The organism is Comamonas endophytica (assembly GCF_023634805.2).
Lineage (GTDB): Bacteria > Pseudomonadota > Gammaproteobacteria > Burkholderiales > Burkholderiaceae_C > Comamonas > Comamonas endophytica.
The window spans coordinates 2392478-2408163 of sequence record NZ_CP106881.1; the positions used below are offsets into that span (position 1 = coordinate 2392478).

The window sequence follows — 15686 nt, forward strand, 5'->3', positions numbered from 1 at the left end:
GCCGACGCAGTGCCGCGCGCCGTCGCCCGGCGGGCTTGGCAAGCGCTGCCTACAATGTGCGGATGATCTCCCGCGAACCCACCATCGAACGCCTGGCCACGGCCCGCAGCTTGCTGCTCGAACCCTTCGGCCTGGATGAATCCCACCTCGCACGCGCCCTGGCCGAGATCCGCTCGCACCAGGTCGACGACGCCGACCTGTACTTCCAATACACCCGCGCCGAGGGCTGGAGCCTGGAGGAGGGCATCGTCAAGACGGGCTCCTTCAGCATCGACCAGGGCGTGGGCGTGCGCGCGGTCAGCGGCGAAAAGACGGCGTTTGCCTACTCAGACGATATTTCCGAGGCCTCGCTGCTCGACGCGGCGCGCACCGTGCGCAGCATCTCCAGCAGCGCGCTGAACCAGCGCGCCAGGGTGGTGCGCCCGAAGGTCGCCTCCAGCCGTTCGCTGTATCCGGGCATCGACCCGATCGCCTCGATGGACAGCACCGCCAAGGTCGAGCTGCTGGGCCGCGTCGAGAAGCTGGCGCGCGCCAAGGACCCGCGCGTGGTGCAGGTCATGGCGGGGCTGGCCAGCGAATACGACGTGGTGCTGGTGGCGCGCGCCGACGGCACGCTGGCGGCCGACGTGCGCCCGCTGGTGCGCCTGTCGGTCACGGTCATCGCCGAGCACAAGGGCCGGCGCGAGGTCGGTTCGTCCGGCGGCGGCGGCCGCTTCGGCCTGGCCTATTTCAGCGACGAGCAGATCAGCCAGTATGTCGATGAAGCCGTGCATTCGGCGCTGGTCAACCTCGAGGCGCGGCCCGCGCCAGCCGGCGAGATGACCGTGGTGCTTGGCCCGGGCTGGCCCGGCATCCTGTTCCACGAAGCCGTGGGCCATGGCCTCGAAGGCGACTTCAACCGCAAGGGCTCGAGCGCCTTCAGCGGCCGCATCGGCCAGCGCGTGGCGGCCAAGGGCGTCACCGTGCTGGACGACGGCACCATTGCCGACCGCCGCGGCTCGCTCAACGTCGATGACGAGGGCTGCGCCAGCCAGCGCAACGTGCTGATCGAGGACGGTATCCTCAAGGGCTACATCCAGGACTCGATGAACGCGCGCCTGATGGGCGTGGCGCCCACTGGCAACGGCCGGCGCGAGAGCTACGCGCACATTCCCATGCCGCGCATGACCAACACCTACATGACCGGCGGCGACCGCGAGCCCGAGGAAATCGTGGCCAGCATCAAGAAGGGCCTGTACGCCACCAACTTCGGCGGCGGCCAGGTCGACATCACCAGCGGCAAGTTCGTGTTCTCGGCCAGCGAGGCCTATTGGGTCGAGAACGGCAAGATCCTGTACCCGGTCAAGGGCGCCACGATCGTCGGCAGCGGCCCCGAGTCGCTCAAGAAGATCAGCATGATCGGCAACGACATGCGCCTCGATCCCGGCGTGGGCACCTGCGGCAAGGAAGGCCAGAGCGTGCCGGTGGGCGTGGGGCAGCCGACGCTGCGCATCGATGGCTTGACGGTGGGCGGCACGGCTTGAGCCAGGCTTCACCGCATTGGATATCGACCAGGAAGAGGGCCCAGGCCCTCTTTTTTCATGTGTGGATGGGTGGGATGCAAAGCATGCCGGGACAGGGGGTGCAGCGTATCCGTGAGATTTTTAATTTTTCGGATAAACGCTGTTTTCATCCATTGGAAGGCGTTTTTGCGCATTTAAATTGCGTCAATGCTTTGAAAAAATCCCATATTGCAGGTTTATTGAATGTGCCGTTGCTCCGCGGCAACGTCTGCACCACCTGGAAGGCGGCGCGACTGTGCTACATTTTGAACCCATGAATGCAGCACGCGCTTACTTTGCCTACTTTTGGTTCTCGGTCCCTGGCGGATGAGAGGCGAGCGCACAAGCACCCGAAGCAAACTCTCCAAAGACCGCCGAAGCTGAAAAGCCCGGCGGTTTTTTTTGGTCCCCTTTTCCACGCATTCCACGAAAGCCAACGATGACTGCTCACACCGCATCCAGCGATTCCTGGTATCGCAGCTCTGCCCACAAGACCGGCCAGACTGACGACGAACGCATCAAGGACATCACTGTGTTACCCCCTCCAGAGCATCTCATCCGCTTCTTCCCGATCTGCGGCACCCCGGTGGAAGCGCTGATCGCCAACACGCGGCACACCATCCACCGCATCATGGCGCGCGAGGACGACCGGCTGCTGGTCATTATCGGCCCCTGCTCGATCCACGATCCGGCCGCGGCGCTGGACTACGCGCGCCGCCTGGCCGCGGTGCGCGAGCAGTACAAGGACACGCTGGAGATCGTGATGCGGGTGTACTTCGAGAAGCCGCGCACCACCGTGGGCTGGAAGGGCCTGATCAACGACCCCTACCTCGACCAGAGCTACCGCATCGACGAGGGCCTGCGCATCGCGCGCCAGCTGCTGATCGACATCAACCGCCTGGGCCTGCCCGCGGCCAGCGAATTCCTCGACGTGATCTCGCCCCAATACATCGCCGACCTGATCAGCTGGGGCGCCATTGGCGCGCGCACCACCGAGAGCCAAGTCCACCGCGAGCTGGCCTCGGGCATCTCGGCGCCCATCGGCTTCAAGAACGGCACGGACGGCAACATCCGCATCGCCACCGACGCCATCCAGTCGGCCAGCCGCGGCCACCACTTCCTGTCGGTGCACAAGAACGGCCAGGTGGCCATCGTCAACACCACCGGCAACCAGGACTGCCACGTGATCCTGCGCGGCGGCAAGGCGCCCAACTATGACGCGCAAAGCGTGGCCGAAGCCTGCGCCGACCTGCGCGCCGCGGGACTGCGCGACAACCTGATGGTCGATTGCAGCCACGCCAACAGTTCCAAGCAGCATGAGCGCCAGAAGGACGTCGCGCGCGACATCGCCGGCCAGGTGGCGGGTGGTTCGGACTCGGTGTTCGGCCTGATGATCGAGAGCCACATCCATGGCGGCGCGCAGAAGTTCACGCCGGGCAAGGATGATGTGTGCGCGCTCAAGTACGGCCAGAGCATCACCGATGCCTGCCTGGACTGGGACGATTCGCTGCAGACCCTGGCCGTGCTGTCGCAGGCCGTGCAGGCGCGCCGCGTGCGCCAGCAGGCTCCGTCCGAGGCGGCAGCGCTGGCCTGAAGGCCGGGCGTCGCCGGGCGTCGCCCACCCGGCGCCGGGCTCAGTGCGCGGCCGCGCCCGCGTTGAGCCGCTGGTCGATGCGCTGCAGCACCGCCAGCAGCGGGCCGCAGTCGCGCGGCGCCAGGCGCGCGAACTCGTGCTCGCCCAGGGCGTGGGTGTGGCAGTTGTTGGGCAGGGGGCTGCCGGCTTCTATCAGTGCATTGAGCCGCGGCATGAACACCCATTGCAGCCACTGGTGGAACTCCAGCGTGTCATACATGAAGGGCATGGTCGAGGCCATGGCCTCGGCGCTCGGCGGCATGGCCGACCACAGATCGAGGGCTTGCAATTGCGCCTGCAGGTTCTGCAGATGTTCCCGGATTTCCGCGTGCTGGGCAGTAAGGGACATGGAGTGCCTGTGATGAGGAAGGGAGGGCGATTTTAGCGACAGCGAGCAAGCACTGCTCGCTGACCCGCTGGCGCCCGCACCGGGATTGTGTTTAAGCTGATTTCCCGGGCATTCCCGCCCTCCGAACAAAGGTTTTCCATGCACAGCGAAGTGACCGTGACCCTGGCTCCCGAACAGGAATTCCATGCCGACCTGCGCGGCGTCGACGCGCTGGGGCACGAAGCTGCGCGCCAGTGGCTCGACGATCAATTCATCGCGCTCGATTGCGAACCCCTGCGCCCCAGCGGCAAGGTGCTGCTGGCCGACAAGCTGCTGACGGTGGCGCATGCGGCGGGGGCCAGGCTTCTTGCGAACCCCGACTGGCTGCACGCCTATGCGCGTGCGGCGACGGGGGTGACGGGGCGGCCGGTGGTCAGGGTGGATGTGCCGGGGATGACGGTGGGGTATTGAGCCAAGGCGTGCGGGGTTGATCGTTTGTCTTGGCAACGAACAAATGGTTTGCTGTAGGGCAGGCCGTCCATCCTTCGACAGGCTCAGGACGAACGTATCAAACCGTTCGCCCTGAGCCTGTCGGAGGGTGAGCGGCCTGTCCTATAGCCCCAGGGCAAACGGGTTCCATTACATGCATTGCACTCAAGAAGCCCCCAGCCGCTCCATCAGCCGCGCATGGATCCCCCCGAACCCCCCGTTGCTCATGCAAACCACCTGATCCCCAGGCTGCGCCGCAGCCACGACCTGTGCCACAAGAGTGTCGATATCGGCAGCCGTCTGCGCGCGCTGTCCCGGCCCCACGCCCAGCGGCGCCAGCGCCGCTGCCGCATCCCAGTCCAGCCCCGCCGTATGGCAAAAGACCAAGTCCGCGCTTTCCAGTGACCAGGGCAGCAGCGCCTTCATCGCGCCGAGCTTCATGGTGTTGCTGCGCGGCTCGAACACCGCCAGGATGCGTTGCCCGGGCGCGGTGGTGCGGCGCAGGCCGTCGAGCGTGGTGCGGATCGCCGTGGGGTGGTGGGCGAAGTCGTCGAACACGGCAATGCCGCGCACCGTGCCGCGCAGCTCCATGCGGCGCTTGACGTTCTGGAAGCGCGCGAGCGCCGCGCAGGCCTCGGCCGGCGCCACGCCCACATGCTCGGCGGCGGCAATCGCAGCCAGCGCATTGAGCTGGCTGTGCACGCCGGTCAATGTCCATTCCAGCCGGCCGACCACCTTGCCGCGCTGCAGCACGTCGAAGGCCTGGGGCTCGCCCTGGGCGCTGAAGTCGCTCACGGCCGCGCCGAAGTCGCAGACCTCGCTCCAGCAGCCCTGGTGCAGCACCCGGACCAGACTTTCCTCGAGCGCGTTGCTGACGATGCGTCCCGAGGACGGCACGGTGCGCACCAGGTGGTGGAACTGGCGCTCGATCGCGGCCAGGTCGTCGAAGATGTCGGCGTGGTCGAACTCGAGGTTGTTGAGGATCGCGGTGCGCGGTCGGTAATGCACGAACTTGCTGCGCTTGTCGAAGAAGGCGGTGTCGTACTCGTCGGCCTCGATGACGAACAGCGGCGCGGCGCCTTCGGGGCCGGGCCCGGGCACCGGGCGCGCCGCGGCGCCCAGCCGGGCGGACACGCCGAAGTCCAGCGGCACGCCGCCGACCAGGAAACCGGGCTGCAGGCCCGCGCATTCGAGGATCCAGGCCAGCATCGAGGTGGTCGTGGTCTTGCCGTGCGTGCCGGCAACGGCCAGCACATGGCGCCCGCGCAGCACATGCTCGCTCAGCCACTGCGGGCCGCTGGTGTAGGGCAGGCCCGCGTCGAGGATGGCTTCCATCAGCGGGTACTTCGCGCGCCCGTCGGGCAGGCGCGCGCGGCTGACCACATTGCCGACCACGAACATGTCGGGGCGCAGGCCGATCTGGTCGGCATCGTAGCCTTCGATCAGCTCGATGCCCAGCTCGCGCAGCTGGTCGCTCATCGGGGGATAGACGCCGCTGTCGCAGCCCGTCACGCGGTGGCCGGCTTCGCGTGCCAGCGCAGCGAGCCCGCCCATGAAGGTGCCGCAAATCCCCAATATATGTATGTGCATGGGCCGGGATTCTACGTTTGGCCGGGCAGGACCGCCGGCTCGCGTGCGGCGGGTTCACAAGGGCTTGCAAAAAAGGCGGCGTCCGGCATTTAATGGCAGCAGCGCCGGGGCAGGCGGCGGCATTCGGAATCACCACTGGCATGGCCGGGCGACCGCATGCCGCTATCCTGTCGGCAGGGGCCTGCAGCGCGCTGCGGGCAGTTCGATCTGGCGTTTTTCGGGGGGCGGTATGCAACAGGACACACTCATGGATGAAATCGCCCAAACCGCAGCGCGCCTGGTCGTGGAAGACGGGCTGGACTGGGGCGCCGCCAAGCGCCGCGCGCTGCGTGAAATGGGCCTGCCGGCGCGCACCGCGCTGCCCGACAACGACCGCGTCGAGGATGCGGTGCGCGAATACATCGACCTGTTCTGCGCCGACACCCAGCCGGGAGAACTGCGCGCGCTGCGCCGCCTGGCGCTCGAGTGGATGGAGCGCATGGCAGAGTTCCGCCCGCATCTGGGCGGGGCCGTGTGGCGCGGCACCGCGACGCGCCAATCCGACATCTACCTGCAGCTGTTCTGCGACGACTGCAAATCGGCGGAGATCGCGCTGATCAACCACCATGTCGATTACGACCCGAGCACCGTCACGGGCTTCCATGGCGAGGATGTCGAGGCGCTGAGCCTGGGCGCGATGTGCCGCGAGCTGGGCGTGGTCGTCGGCGTGCATCTGCTGGTCTACGATCTCGACGACCTGCGCGGCGCGCTGCGGCCCGATGCCCGCGGCCGCAGCCCGCGCGGGGATATCGCGGCGGTGCGCAGGCTGCTGTCCGACGAGAATGGAGCCCATGACAAATCCACCGAATCCGCCCGTTGACACCTCTGCCCCCCAATCGCCTCGCCGCCGGTCATGGCTTGGCGCGGGCGTGGCCGGCGCGGCGGCAGTTGCCGGGGCCGGCTTTGCCTGGTGGCGCCTCGGGCCCGGCACGGCAGGGCCAGGCGTCGAGGAGGCACTGTGGCAGCGCAGCTTCGTCACGCCCGAAGGCGCGCCGCTGGCGCTGGCCGACTGGCGCGGGCAGCCGCTGATCGTGAATTTCTGGGCCACCTGGTGCCCGCCCTGCGTGCGCGAGCTGCCGCTGCTGAGCGAATTCGCCGGCCGCAAGGCCGCGCATGGCATCCAGGTGGTAGGCTTGGCGGTCGACAAGCAGCCGGCGGTGCAGAAATTCCTTCAGCGCCAGCCGCTGGCGTTTCCGGTCGGCATGGCGGAGAACGGCAGCCAGCTCACGCGCGAACTGGGCAACGCCAACGGTGGTTTGCCGTTCACGGTCCTTCTTGGACGCGACGGCAGATTGCAACAACGTAAAATAGGCGAATTGAGCGCACAGGATCTTGCGCAATGGGCCAAAAGCTAGTGCACGCAGCCGCTTTTCCCTTCAATCTCCTTGCGATGTTGGTGAAAAATGTTCCACGAAACGCGCAGAAGGGCGAAATTGGAGTAAATTCGCGCCCTTACAAGTTTTAGTCGCTGGAGCTCCCATGGATTTGCGAAAACTCAAGACCCTGATTGACCTGGTCTCTGAATCCAACGTGTCAGAGTTGGAAATCACCGAGGCCGAAGGCAAGGTGCGTATCGTCAAGAGCGAAGGGAAGGTGCAGCAGCAGTACGTTGCCGCTCCCGTGGCCGCACCCGTGGCAGCCGCGCCTGCCGCCGCCGCCGCGCCCGCAGCCGAGCTGCCCGCCGCGGCCGCAGCCGAGTCCGGTCATGTCGTGAAGTCGCCCATGGTCGGCACCTTCTACCGCTCGTCGAGCCCTGGCGCCAAGCCCTTCGTCGACGTCGGCTCCGAAGTCAAGGAAGGCGACACCATCTGCATCATCGAGGCCATGAAGATCCTCAACGAGATCGAGGCCGACAAGTCGGGCAAGATCACCCGCATCCTGGGCGAGAACGGCCAGGCGGTGGAATACGGACAACCGCTGTTCGTCATCGAGTGATTGGCGCGCCGTGATGCTGCGTGAAGCAAAAAGTAGCAGCCGCGCGCGTCGCCCGGCTGAGCCCATGACTGTGGCGTGCGCCCATACGCAGGCACTGCGCCGCGAGGACTTCCATGTTTAAGAAAATTCTGGTGGCCAACCGGGGCGAGATCGCCCTGCGCATCCAGCGTGCCTGCCGCGAGCTGGGCATCAAGGCCGTGATGGTCTATTCCGAGGCCGACCGCGACGCGAAGTACGTCAAGCTCGCCGACGAGGCCGTCTGCATCGGCCCCGCGCCGTCGCCGCTGAGCTACCTCAGCATGCCGGCCATCATCTCCGCGGCCGAAGTGACCGATGCCGAAGCCATCCATCCCGGCTACGGCTTCCTGAGCGAGAACGCCGACTTCGCCGAGCGCGTGGAGAAAAGCGGTTTCCAGTTCATCGGCCCGACGCCCGAGTCGATCCGCATCATGGGCGACAAGGTCTCGGCCAAGCAGGCCATGATCAAGGCCGGCGTGCCGTGCGTGCCCGGCTCCGACGGCGAGCTGCCCGATGACCCGGTGCAGATCCGGCGCATCGCCAAGGCCGTGGGCTATCCGGTGATCATCAAGGCCGCCGGCGGCGGCGGTGGCCGCGGCATGCGCGTGGTGCATACCGAAGCCGCGCTGATCAATGCCGTGCAGATGACCAAGGCCGAAGCCGGTGCCGCTTTCGGCAATCCTGCCGTGTACATGGAAAAGTACCTGCAGAACCCGCGCCACATCGAGATCCAGGTGCTGGCCGACAAGTTCAAGAACGCCGTCTACCTCGGCGAGCGCGACTGCTCGATGCAGCGCCGCCACCAGAAGGTGATCGAGGAAGCGCCCGCGCCCGGCATCCCGCGCCGCCTGATCGAGCGCATCGGCGAGCGCTGCGTCGCGGCCTGCAAGAAGATCGGCTACCGCGGTGCGGGCACCTTCGAGTTCCTGTACGAGAACGGCGAGTTCTACTTCATCGAGATGAACACCCGCGTCCAGGTCGAGCACCCGGTCACGGAGATGATCTCGGGCGTGGACATCGTCAAGACGCAGATCATGGTCGCGGCCGACGAGAAGCTGCCGTTCACGCAGCGCCAGATCGAGCTGCGCGGCCATGCGATCGAATGCCGCATCAACGCCGAGGACCCGTACAAGTTCACGCCGTCCCCCGGCCGGATCACCACCTGGCATGCGCCGGGCGGCCCGGGCGTGCGCGTCGATTCGCACGTGTACACCAACTACTTCGTGCCCCCGAACTACGACTCGATGATCGGCAAGCTGATCGTGCACGGCGACACCCGCGAGCAGGCCCTGGCCCGCATGCGCACGGCGCTGCTGGAAACCGTGGTCGAAGGCATCAATACCAACGTGCCGCTGCACAAGGACCTGATGGTGGATGCCAAGTTCATGGAAGGCGGCACCAACATCCATTACCTGGAAGAGTGGCTGCAGCTGCGCAACCCCAAGCGATGAGTCCGGCCCCAGGGCTGTGACCGCACATGCTGGCCTCTGGCAACGGAGGCCGGCATTTTATTTTTTACAAGGAACGGCCTCATGTTTGAACTGAGCCTGCTGTGCCCGGAAGACCGGGTGGAAACCATCAGCGACGCACTCGATGCGCTGGATGCATTGAGCGTGTCCGTCGAAGACGCCGACGCACAGACCGAGGCCGAGCAGGCCCTGTTCGGCGAACCCGGCATGCCCCCGCCCAAGGAGGGCTGGCAGCGCAGCCGCGTGGTGGCGCTGTTTCCCAGCGAGGCACTGGCGCAGGAAGCGCGCCAGGTGCTGAGCCTGCAGGACTTCTTCGAGGGCTGCAAGCTGCTGGGAGTGAACGAGGTGCCCGAGCAGGACTGGGTGCGGCTGACGCAGTCGCAGTTCGCGCCGGTGGACATCACGCCCGAGTTCTGGATCGTGCCCACCTGGCACGAGTTGCCCGAGCAGGCCAAGGTGAGCATCCGGCTCGACCCAGGCCTGGCTTTTGGCACCGGCACCCATCCCACGACCCGCATGTGCCTGCGCTGGATCGCGCGCCAGCCCAAGGGATCGCTGGGCCGCGTGCTGGACTACGGCTGCGGCTCGGGCATCCTGGCCATCGGCGCCGCCAAGTTCGGCGCGGTGGACATCGATGCCGTCGACATCGACACCGCGGCCGTCGATTCGACGCTGCAGAACGCCCAGGCCAACGAGGTGCAGCTGTCCGCCGGCCTGCCCGACAAGGCGCGCGGCGAATACGGCACGGTGCTGGCCAACATCCTGGCCTCGCCGCTGAAGGTGCTGGCGCCGCTGCTGTGCGCGCATGTGGCCGAGGGCGGCCATCTGGTGCTGGCCGGTATCCTGGAGCGCCAGGCCGACGAGCTCAAGGAGGCCTACGCGCCCTGGATCCAGCTGGAAGTCGCGGACAGCGAAGACGGCTGGATCCTGATGACCGCCGCGCGCTGAATCCGCACGCCGGCCCCCACTTTTGACAGGAACTGCCGATGAGCCAGACGACGCGCTGCCCTTCTTGTGGAACGAGGTTCAAGGTGGTGGCCGACCAGTTGCGCATCTCCCAGGGCTGGGTGCGCTGCGGCCAGTGCAGCGAGGTATTCGACGCCACTTTGTCGCTGGATGCACCGGCACCTGCGCCTGCGCCTGCAACGGTACCCGGACCCATGGCTGCAGCTCCCGCCGTGCCTGTGGCATCCCCGCCCGTGCCGGCCGCGGCAACCGTGGAGGCCGCGGGCTATGCGCTTCCCGCTGCGGTCGAAGACGAAGACGAGGAAGCGCTGCCTCTGGTGGGGAACGAGCCGGAACGCGCCGCCGAATCGCAGCCGCCCGCACTGGCTGCGCCGGGGCCTGAGCCAGACCCCGAACCTGCGACGGAACCGGATTCCAAACTGGAACCGGGACCGGAACCGGAACCGGAACCGGAACCGGAACCGGAACCGGGACCGATGCTGGAGAGGGCGCAGGACCCGGAGCCCGCGCCCAGGCTGGAGCCCGAACCTGCATTGGCCGCTTCCGCGGACGCGGCGCAGGCGTCCAGCGATCCTTTTGCGCTGCCCTACCACGACCCTGACCACGACCGGGTTCGTGGCCGTGATCGCGAACCGCCGCCTGACGCCGAGCCCGGCTTCATCCGCGCCGCCCGGCGCCGCGCGCTGTGGCATGCGCCCGGCATGCGCCTGGCGCTGGGCCTGGGCAGCGCGCTGCTACTGCTGGCACTGGCGCTGCAGGTCGCGCTGCAGGAGCGCAATGCGCTGGCGGCGTGGAATCCCGCGCTGCGCCCGGCTTTGCAGGGCCTGTGCGCGCTGACCGGCTGCACGCTCTCGGCGCGCCAGGACATCGATCGGGTGGTCATTGCCGGCTCGGCCTTCGCGCGCACCGCGCAGGCCGGCCAATACCTGCTGTCGCTGACCATTGAAAACCAGGCCGCCACCGAGCTGGCCATGCCCGCGGTGGAGCTCACGTTCACCGACCTGCAGGACCAGCCGGTGCTGCGCCGGGTATTGCTGCCCGCCGACATGCAGGCGCCCACGACCCTGGGGGCCCATGCCGAGTGGAGCGTGCGCCTTCCACTGGCCGTCACCGCCACGCCCGCCCGCATCGCGGGTTATCGTGTGCTTGTCTTCTATCCCTGATTCCTGGAAACCTCATCCATGTCCGCTCTCATCTGTGGCTCCCTTGCGTTCGACACCATCATGACCTTCGAGGGCCGGTTCGCGGACCAGATCCTGCCCGACCAGCTGCACATCCTCAACGTCTCGTTCCTGGTGCCCACGCTGCGCCGCGATTTCGGCGGCTGCGCTGGCAACATTGCCTACAGCCTGAAGCTGCTGGGCGGCGAGCCGCTGCCGATGGCCATGCTCGGCAGCGATGGCGAAAGCTATCTGGAGCACATGCGCGCGCTGGGCATCTCCACACGCCACGTGGGCCAGAGCGACGAGATCTACACGGCGCAGGCGATGATCATGACCGACGTCGACAACAACCAGATCACCGCCTTCCACCCCGGCGCGATGTCGCACGCGCACCTGCTGCAGATCGACGAGGGGGCGCGCGCCGACGTGGCTATCTGCGCGCCCGATGGCCGCGAGGCGATGATCCAGCATGCGCGCCAGTTCCACGAGATGGGCATTCCCTTTGTCTTCGATCCGGGCCAGGGCCTGCCGATGTTCAATGGCGAGGAGCTCAAGGTCTTCATCGAACAGGCCAGCTGGATCGCCGTGAACGACTACGAAGCCAAGGTGCTGTGCGACCGCACCGGCATGGACCTCGCGGCGCTGTCGCAGCAGGTCAAGGGCCTGATCGTGACGCTGGGCGCCGAGGGCTGCGAAGTCTGGGAGCAGGGCGAGAAGACGCTGGTGGCGCCCGTCGCGCCGAAGCAGGTGGTCGATCCCACGGGCTGCGGCGACGCCTGGCGCGGCGCGCTGCTGTTCGGGCTGGAGAAGGGGTGGCCGCTGGTGCGCTGTGCGGAACTGGGCAATCGCGTGGGCGCGCTGAAGATCGCCAGCAAGGGGCCGCAGAACTATCGGTTGGATTTCTCGGTGGAGTGAGAATTCTCTAGGCTGCTCGGAAAAACCTTTGTGGCGGACCCATTGACCATTGTTAGTGAGCCTATTGACCGTTCGTGGTGAGCCTGTCGAACCATGGACGTCCTGCACTCGAAACCAAGGCGCGTGCTTGTTCTCGAGAACAGGCCCTTCATCCTTCGATCCTTCGATCCTTCGACAGGCTCAGGATCAGGACGAACGATTTTTCCGATCGTGAGTCATCCATCTTCCTTCTGGATTCTCCATGGATTCCGTTTCGCAGATTGCGCTGGGCTCTGCCCTGACCATTGCCACATTGGGCCGGCGCACCGCCGTGTGGAAGGCCGCTTTCTGGGGCCTGGTGGCGGGCACGCTGCCCGATCTCGATGTGTTCATCGACCATGGCAGCGCGCTGGCCAACATGATCAACCACCGCGGCAACAGCCATTCGCTGCTCTACCTGCTGCTGCTGTCGCCGCTGCTGGGCTGGGGCATCGCGCGGCTGCAGGGGGAGGGCGCGCACTGGCGGCGCTGGTGGCTGGCGATGGCGCTGGTGCTGGTCACGCACCCGATACTCGACTGGTTCACGATCTACGGCACGCAGCTGCTGCGGCCGTTTTCCACCGAGGCCTATGGCCTGGGCAGCGTGTTCGTGATCGACCCGCTCTACACGCTGCCGCTGCTGATCGGCATCGGCGTAGCGCTGTGCCGCAGGTCCTTTGCAGGCCTGCGCGCCAATCGGATCGGCCTGGCGCTCAGCTGCCTGTATCTGGGCTGGAGCGTGCTGGCGCAGCAATATGTGGGCGGCGTGGCGCGCGAATCGCTCGCGGCGCAGCGCATCGCGGCGCCGCAGCTGCTGGTGACGCCCGCGCCGCTCAATACGCTGCTGTGGCGCGTGGTGGCCATGGACGATACGCACTATTGGGAAGGCTTCCATTCGCTGTTCGATCCCGACCGCACGATGGCCTGGACACGCCATGAGCGCGGCACGGCGCTGCAGGCACAGTACGCGCCGCAGGCGCCTGCCGTGCAGCAGCTGGCGCGCTTTGCCGATGGCTTCGTGAAGCTCGAGCGGCAAGGCGATGCGCTGTACCTGAGCGATCTGCGCATGGGCAGCGAAGGGCGCTACAGCTTCCGCTTCCTGCTGGGCAGCCCGGCGGAGGTGGCCGCGGGCCAAAGCCGCGCCGAGCAGCAGCCGCTGCAGCTGCCGGTGGGCGAGGCGCTCAGGGAGCTGTGGCAGCGCATCTGGCACCGCCCATGAAAAAAGCCCGAGGCCTCGCGGCTTCGGGCTTGTGTGGCCGGGACCAATGCCTCAGGGCTTGGTGCCCGTGGGGAAGGGCCAGGCGGCCTGCGGGTTGAGTGCGGTCTGGGCCACGGGAGCGGCAGCGGCGGCGGGTGCGGCAGCCTTCTTTGCAGCAGCCTTCTTGGCGGGTGCAGCAGCCTTCTTGGCGGGTGCAGCGGCCTTCTTGGCGGGCGCGGCGGCCTTGGCCGGTGCAGCAGCCTTTGCCGAAGCGGCAGACTTCTTCGCAGGTGCGGCGGCCTTGGCGGGCGCGGCAGCCTTCTTGGCCGGCGCAGCCGCCTTTGCGGAAGCAGCGGTCTTTGCCGGAGCAGCAGCCTTCTTCGCGGGCGCCTGTGCCGAAGCGTCGGCCTTTGCGGAAGCAGCCGACTTCTTTGCAGGTGCGGCGGCCTTGGCGGGGGTGGCGCTCTTTGCAGAGGCAGCCGACTGCTTCGCGGGCGCGGCGGCCTTGGTGGCCGCAGCGGACTTCGCAGGAGCAGCCGCCTTCTTCGCCGGCGCAGCAGCCTTGGCAGATGCAGCGCTCTTCTTGGCAGGCGCCGAGTCGGCCTTTGCCGGGGCGGCCTTCGCCGAGGCGGCCTTTGCCGAGGCGGCCTTCGCCGGCGCAGCAGCCTTCTTGGCCGGTGCCGCAGCCTTGGATGCGCCAGCCGTCTTGGCGGAGGCCGCCTTTGCGGAGGCCGCCTTCGCGGAGGCCGCCTTCGCGGGAGCAGCCTTGGCCGAAGCCGTGGAGGTCTTGGTCACCGCGGCTTTGGTAGAGGTTGCAGCCGGCTTGGCGGCGGAGGTCTTCTTGGCGGCAGCGGGTGCGGCAGCCGTTTCGGACTTGGCAGCCGCCTTGGGCGCAGCCGCCTTCTTCGGTGCAGCAGCCTTGGTGGCGGAAGCCGTTTCAGGCTGGGCGGCCTTGGTCACGGAGTCTGCCGGTTTTGCAGTCGAGGCCTTCTTGTCGGCCGTTTTCTTCGCAGTTGCCATCATCTTCTCCTTGGTCGATTTGCACAAAACACTTCGACTGCACATCGGCAGGAAGCGATCCATAGCGATGTGGAGTGACGCATCGCAATGAACTCGGAAATCGCCTCGCATTTGACCTTGACACAAGCCCAATTGCGTGAGGCGGTTGGTGAGTCACATTGTGCCTGCAGGAAGGCGATTAATCCCAGGAAAGTGCGCCGCCGGTCTGATACTCGATCACGCGTGTCTCAAAGAAGTTACGTTCCTTCTTCAAATCGATCATCTCGCTCATCCACGGGAAGGGATTTTCCTCGCCGGGGAACAGTTCCTCCAGGCCGATCTGCGTGGCGCGGCGGTTGGCGATGTAGCGCAGGTAGCCCTTGAACATCGACGCGTTCATGCCCAGCACGCCGCGCGGCATGGTGTCCTCGGCATAGCGGTATTCGAGTTCGACGGCATGCATGAACAGGGCCTTGATCTCTTCCTTGAACTCGCTGGTCCACAGGTGCGGATTCTCGAGCTTGAGCTGGTTGATCAGGTCGATGCCGAAGTTGCAGTGCATGGACTCGTCGCGCAGGATGTACTGGTACTGCTCGGCGGCGCCGGTCATCTTGTTCTGGCGGCCCAGCGCCAGGATCTGCGTGAAGCCGACATAGAAGAACAGGCCTTCCATCAGGCAGGCGAAGACGATCAGCGACTTGAGCAGCGTCTGGTCGGTTTCGGGCGTGCCGGTGTGGAAGTTCGGGTCCATGATCGCCTCGATGTAGGGGATCAGGAACTCATCCTTGTCGCGGATCGACTTGATCTCGTTGTAGGCGTTGAAGATCTCGGCCTCGTCCAGGCCCAGCGACTCGACGATGTACTGGTAGGCGTGGGTGTGGATCGCTTCCTCGAAGGCCTGGCGCAGCAGGAACTGGCGGCATTCGGGCGCGGTGATGTGGCGGTAGGTGCCCAGCACGATGTTGTTCGCGGCCAGCGAATCGGCCGTGACGAAGAAGCCCAGGTTGCGCTTGACGATGCGGCGCTCGTCTTCGGTCAGGCCGTTCGGGTCCTTCCACAGCGCGATGTCGCGCGTCATGTTCACTTCCTGCGGCATCCAGTGGTTGGCGCAGGTGGCAAGGTACTTCTCCCAGGCCCACTTGTACTTGAACGGCACCAGCTGGTTCACGTCGGTCTTGGCGTTGATGATGCGCTTGTCCGCGGCATTGACGCGCTTGAAGGTCTGGGGCGCGGGTGCCTGGGCGTCGGTGGCCGGGGCGCTGGGGGTGATGTCGTCGTCGAAGGTCAGCATGGTGTATTCCTAAAAAAGCAGCAAGGGCAGGGCCAACGGCCCCCGGGCGCCGGCTTGCAGAGCGGGCGGGACCGGAGGCCGCGAGGGCGGACAC

The 15686-nt window shown here is 66.6% G+C and carries 17 protein-coding genes and 1 pseudogene; 14 read left to right on the forward strand and 4 right to left on the reverse strand.

What is annotated here, in order from left to right; genetic code table 11:
• Positions 1–62: 62 nt before the first annotated feature.
• From tldD to M9799_RS10770, 3 genes are all read left to right on the forward strand, one after another.
• On the forward strand, positions 63–1523 hold the full coding sequence (gene tldD, locus M9799_RS10760; protein ID WP_231041676.1) for a metalloprotease TldD: 1461 nt from the start codon (positions 63–65) through the stop codon (positions 1521–1523).
• 74 nt (positions 1524–1597) lie between these two features.
• Positions 1598–1819, forward strand: coding sequence for a hypothetical protein (locus M9799_RS10765; protein ID WP_231041677.1), 222 nt, complete (start codon positions 1598–1600; stop codon positions 1817–1819).
• A gap of 161 nt (positions 1820–1980) precedes the next feature.
• On the forward strand, positions 1981–3135 hold the full coding sequence (locus M9799_RS10770; RefSeq protein ID WP_231041678.1) for a 3-deoxy-7-phosphoheptulonate synthase: 1155 nt from the start codon (positions 1981–1983) through the stop codon (positions 3133–3135).
• Positions 3136–3175: 40 nt separating this feature from the next.
• Here M9799_RS10770 and M9799_RS10775 read toward each other — a convergent pair whose 3' ends face one another.
• Positions 3176–3523 (reverse strand): YqcC family protein, encoded by a 348-nt coding sequence (locus M9799_RS10775; protein ID WP_231041679.1) that lies wholly within the window; start codon positions 3521–3523, stop codon positions 3176–3178.
• A gap of 138 nt (positions 3524–3661) precedes the next feature.
• Between M9799_RS10775 and M9799_RS10780 the strand changes: the two genes are divergently transcribed.
• Entirely contained in the window at positions 3662–3973 is a 312-nt protein-coding gene (locus tag M9799_RS10780; protein WP_231041680.1) for a hypothetical protein, read from the forward strand.
• Positions 3974–4156: 183 nt separating this feature from the next.
• On the opposite strand, the gene mpl is transcribed toward M9799_RS10780, so the two are convergent.
• The gene (gene mpl / locus M9799_RS10785; protein WP_231041681.1) at positions 4157–5581 is read right to left on the reverse strand and encodes a UDP-N-acetylmuramate:L-alanyl-gamma-D-glutamyl-meso-diaminopimelate ligase; all 1425 of its coding nucleotides are present in this window, start codon (positions 5579–5581) and stop codon (positions 4157–4159) included.
• 247 nt (positions 5582–5828) lie between these two features.
• Between mpl and M9799_RS10790 the strand changes: the two genes are divergently transcribed.
• From M9799_RS10790 to M9799_RS10830, 9 genes and pseudogenes are all read left to right on the forward strand, one after another.
• A complete protein-coding gene (locus M9799_RS10790; RefSeq protein WP_231041682.1) occupies positions 5829–6440 on the forward strand; it encodes a hypothetical protein in 612 nt (203 codons plus the stop codon).
• Positions 6412–6975 (forward strand): TlpA family protein disulfide reductase, encoded by a 564-nt coding sequence (locus M9799_RS10795; RefSeq protein WP_231041683.1) that lies wholly within the window; start codon positions 6412–6414, stop codon positions 6973–6975. Before M9799_RS10790 ends, M9799_RS10795 begins: the two co-directional genes overlap by 29 nt.
• Positions 6976–7099: 124 nt before the next feature.
• Positions 7100–7555, forward strand: coding sequence for an acetyl-CoA carboxylase biotin carboxyl carrier protein (accB, locus tag M9799_RS10800; RefSeq protein WP_231041684.1), 456 nt, complete (start codon positions 7100–7102; stop codon positions 7553–7555).
• A gap of 113 nt (positions 7556–7668) precedes the next feature.
• Positions 7669–9024, forward strand: a complete 1356-nt coding sequence (gene accC, locus M9799_RS10805; RefSeq protein WP_231041685.1) for an acetyl-CoA carboxylase biotin carboxylase subunit — start codon at positions 7669–7671, stop codon at positions 9022–9024.
• An 81-nt stretch (positions 9025–9105) separates the two neighbouring features.
• Positions 9106–9990 carry a 50S ribosomal protein L11 methyltransferase gene (gene prmA, locus M9799_RS10810; RefSeq protein WP_231041686.1) on the forward strand — a complete coding sequence of 295 codons (885 nt, stop codon included), beginning with the start codon at positions 9106–9108 and terminating at the stop codon, positions 9988–9990.
• Positions 9991–10028: 38 nt separating this feature from the next.
• Positions 10029–10097 (forward strand): annotated as a pseudogene (locus M9799_RS10815) (MJ0042-type zinc finger domain-containing protein); the annotation flags it as partial.
• Between the two features lie 444 nt (positions 10098–10541).
• Positions 10542–11171, forward strand: a complete 630-nt coding sequence (locus tag M9799_RS10820; RefSeq protein ID WP_231042160.1) for a DUF3426 domain-containing protein — start codon at positions 10542–10544, stop codon at positions 11169–11171.
• 18 nt (positions 11172–11189) lie between these two features.
• Positions 11190–12086, forward strand: coding sequence for a carbohydrate kinase family protein (locus tag M9799_RS10825; protein ID WP_231041687.1), 897 nt, complete (start codon positions 11190–11192; stop codon positions 12084–12086).
• A gap of 241 nt (positions 12087–12327) precedes the next feature.
• Complete coding sequence (locus tag M9799_RS10830) at positions 12328–13323, forward strand: metal-dependent hydrolase (protein ID WP_231041688.1); 996 nt, start codon at positions 12328–12330, stop codon at positions 13321–13323.
• 51 nt (positions 13324–13374) lie between these two features.
• On the opposite strand, the gene M9799_RS10835 is transcribed toward M9799_RS10830, so the two are convergent.
• On the reverse strand, positions 13375–14097 hold the full coding sequence (locus tag M9799_RS10835) for a histone H1 (RefSeq protein ID WP_231041689.1): 723 nt from the start codon (positions 14095–14097) through the stop codon (positions 13375–13377).
• Between M9799_RS10835 and M9799_RS10840 the strand changes: the two genes are divergently transcribed.
• Entirely contained in the window at positions 14069–14413 is a 345-nt protein-coding gene (locus M9799_RS10840) for a hypothetical protein (protein ID WP_231041690.1), read from the forward strand. The genes M9799_RS10835 and M9799_RS10840 overlap by 29 nt on opposite strands.
• Positions 14414–14500: 87 nt before the next feature.
• Here the strand turns inward: M9799_RS10840 and M9799_RS10845 are convergent, their stop codons facing one another.
• The gene (locus M9799_RS10845) at positions 14501–15592 is read right to left on the reverse strand and encodes a ribonucleotide-diphosphate reductase subunit beta (protein WP_231041691.1); all 1092 of its coding nucleotides are present in this window, start codon (positions 15590–15592) and stop codon (positions 14501–14503) included.
• Positions 15593–15686: the final 94 nt, after the last annotated feature.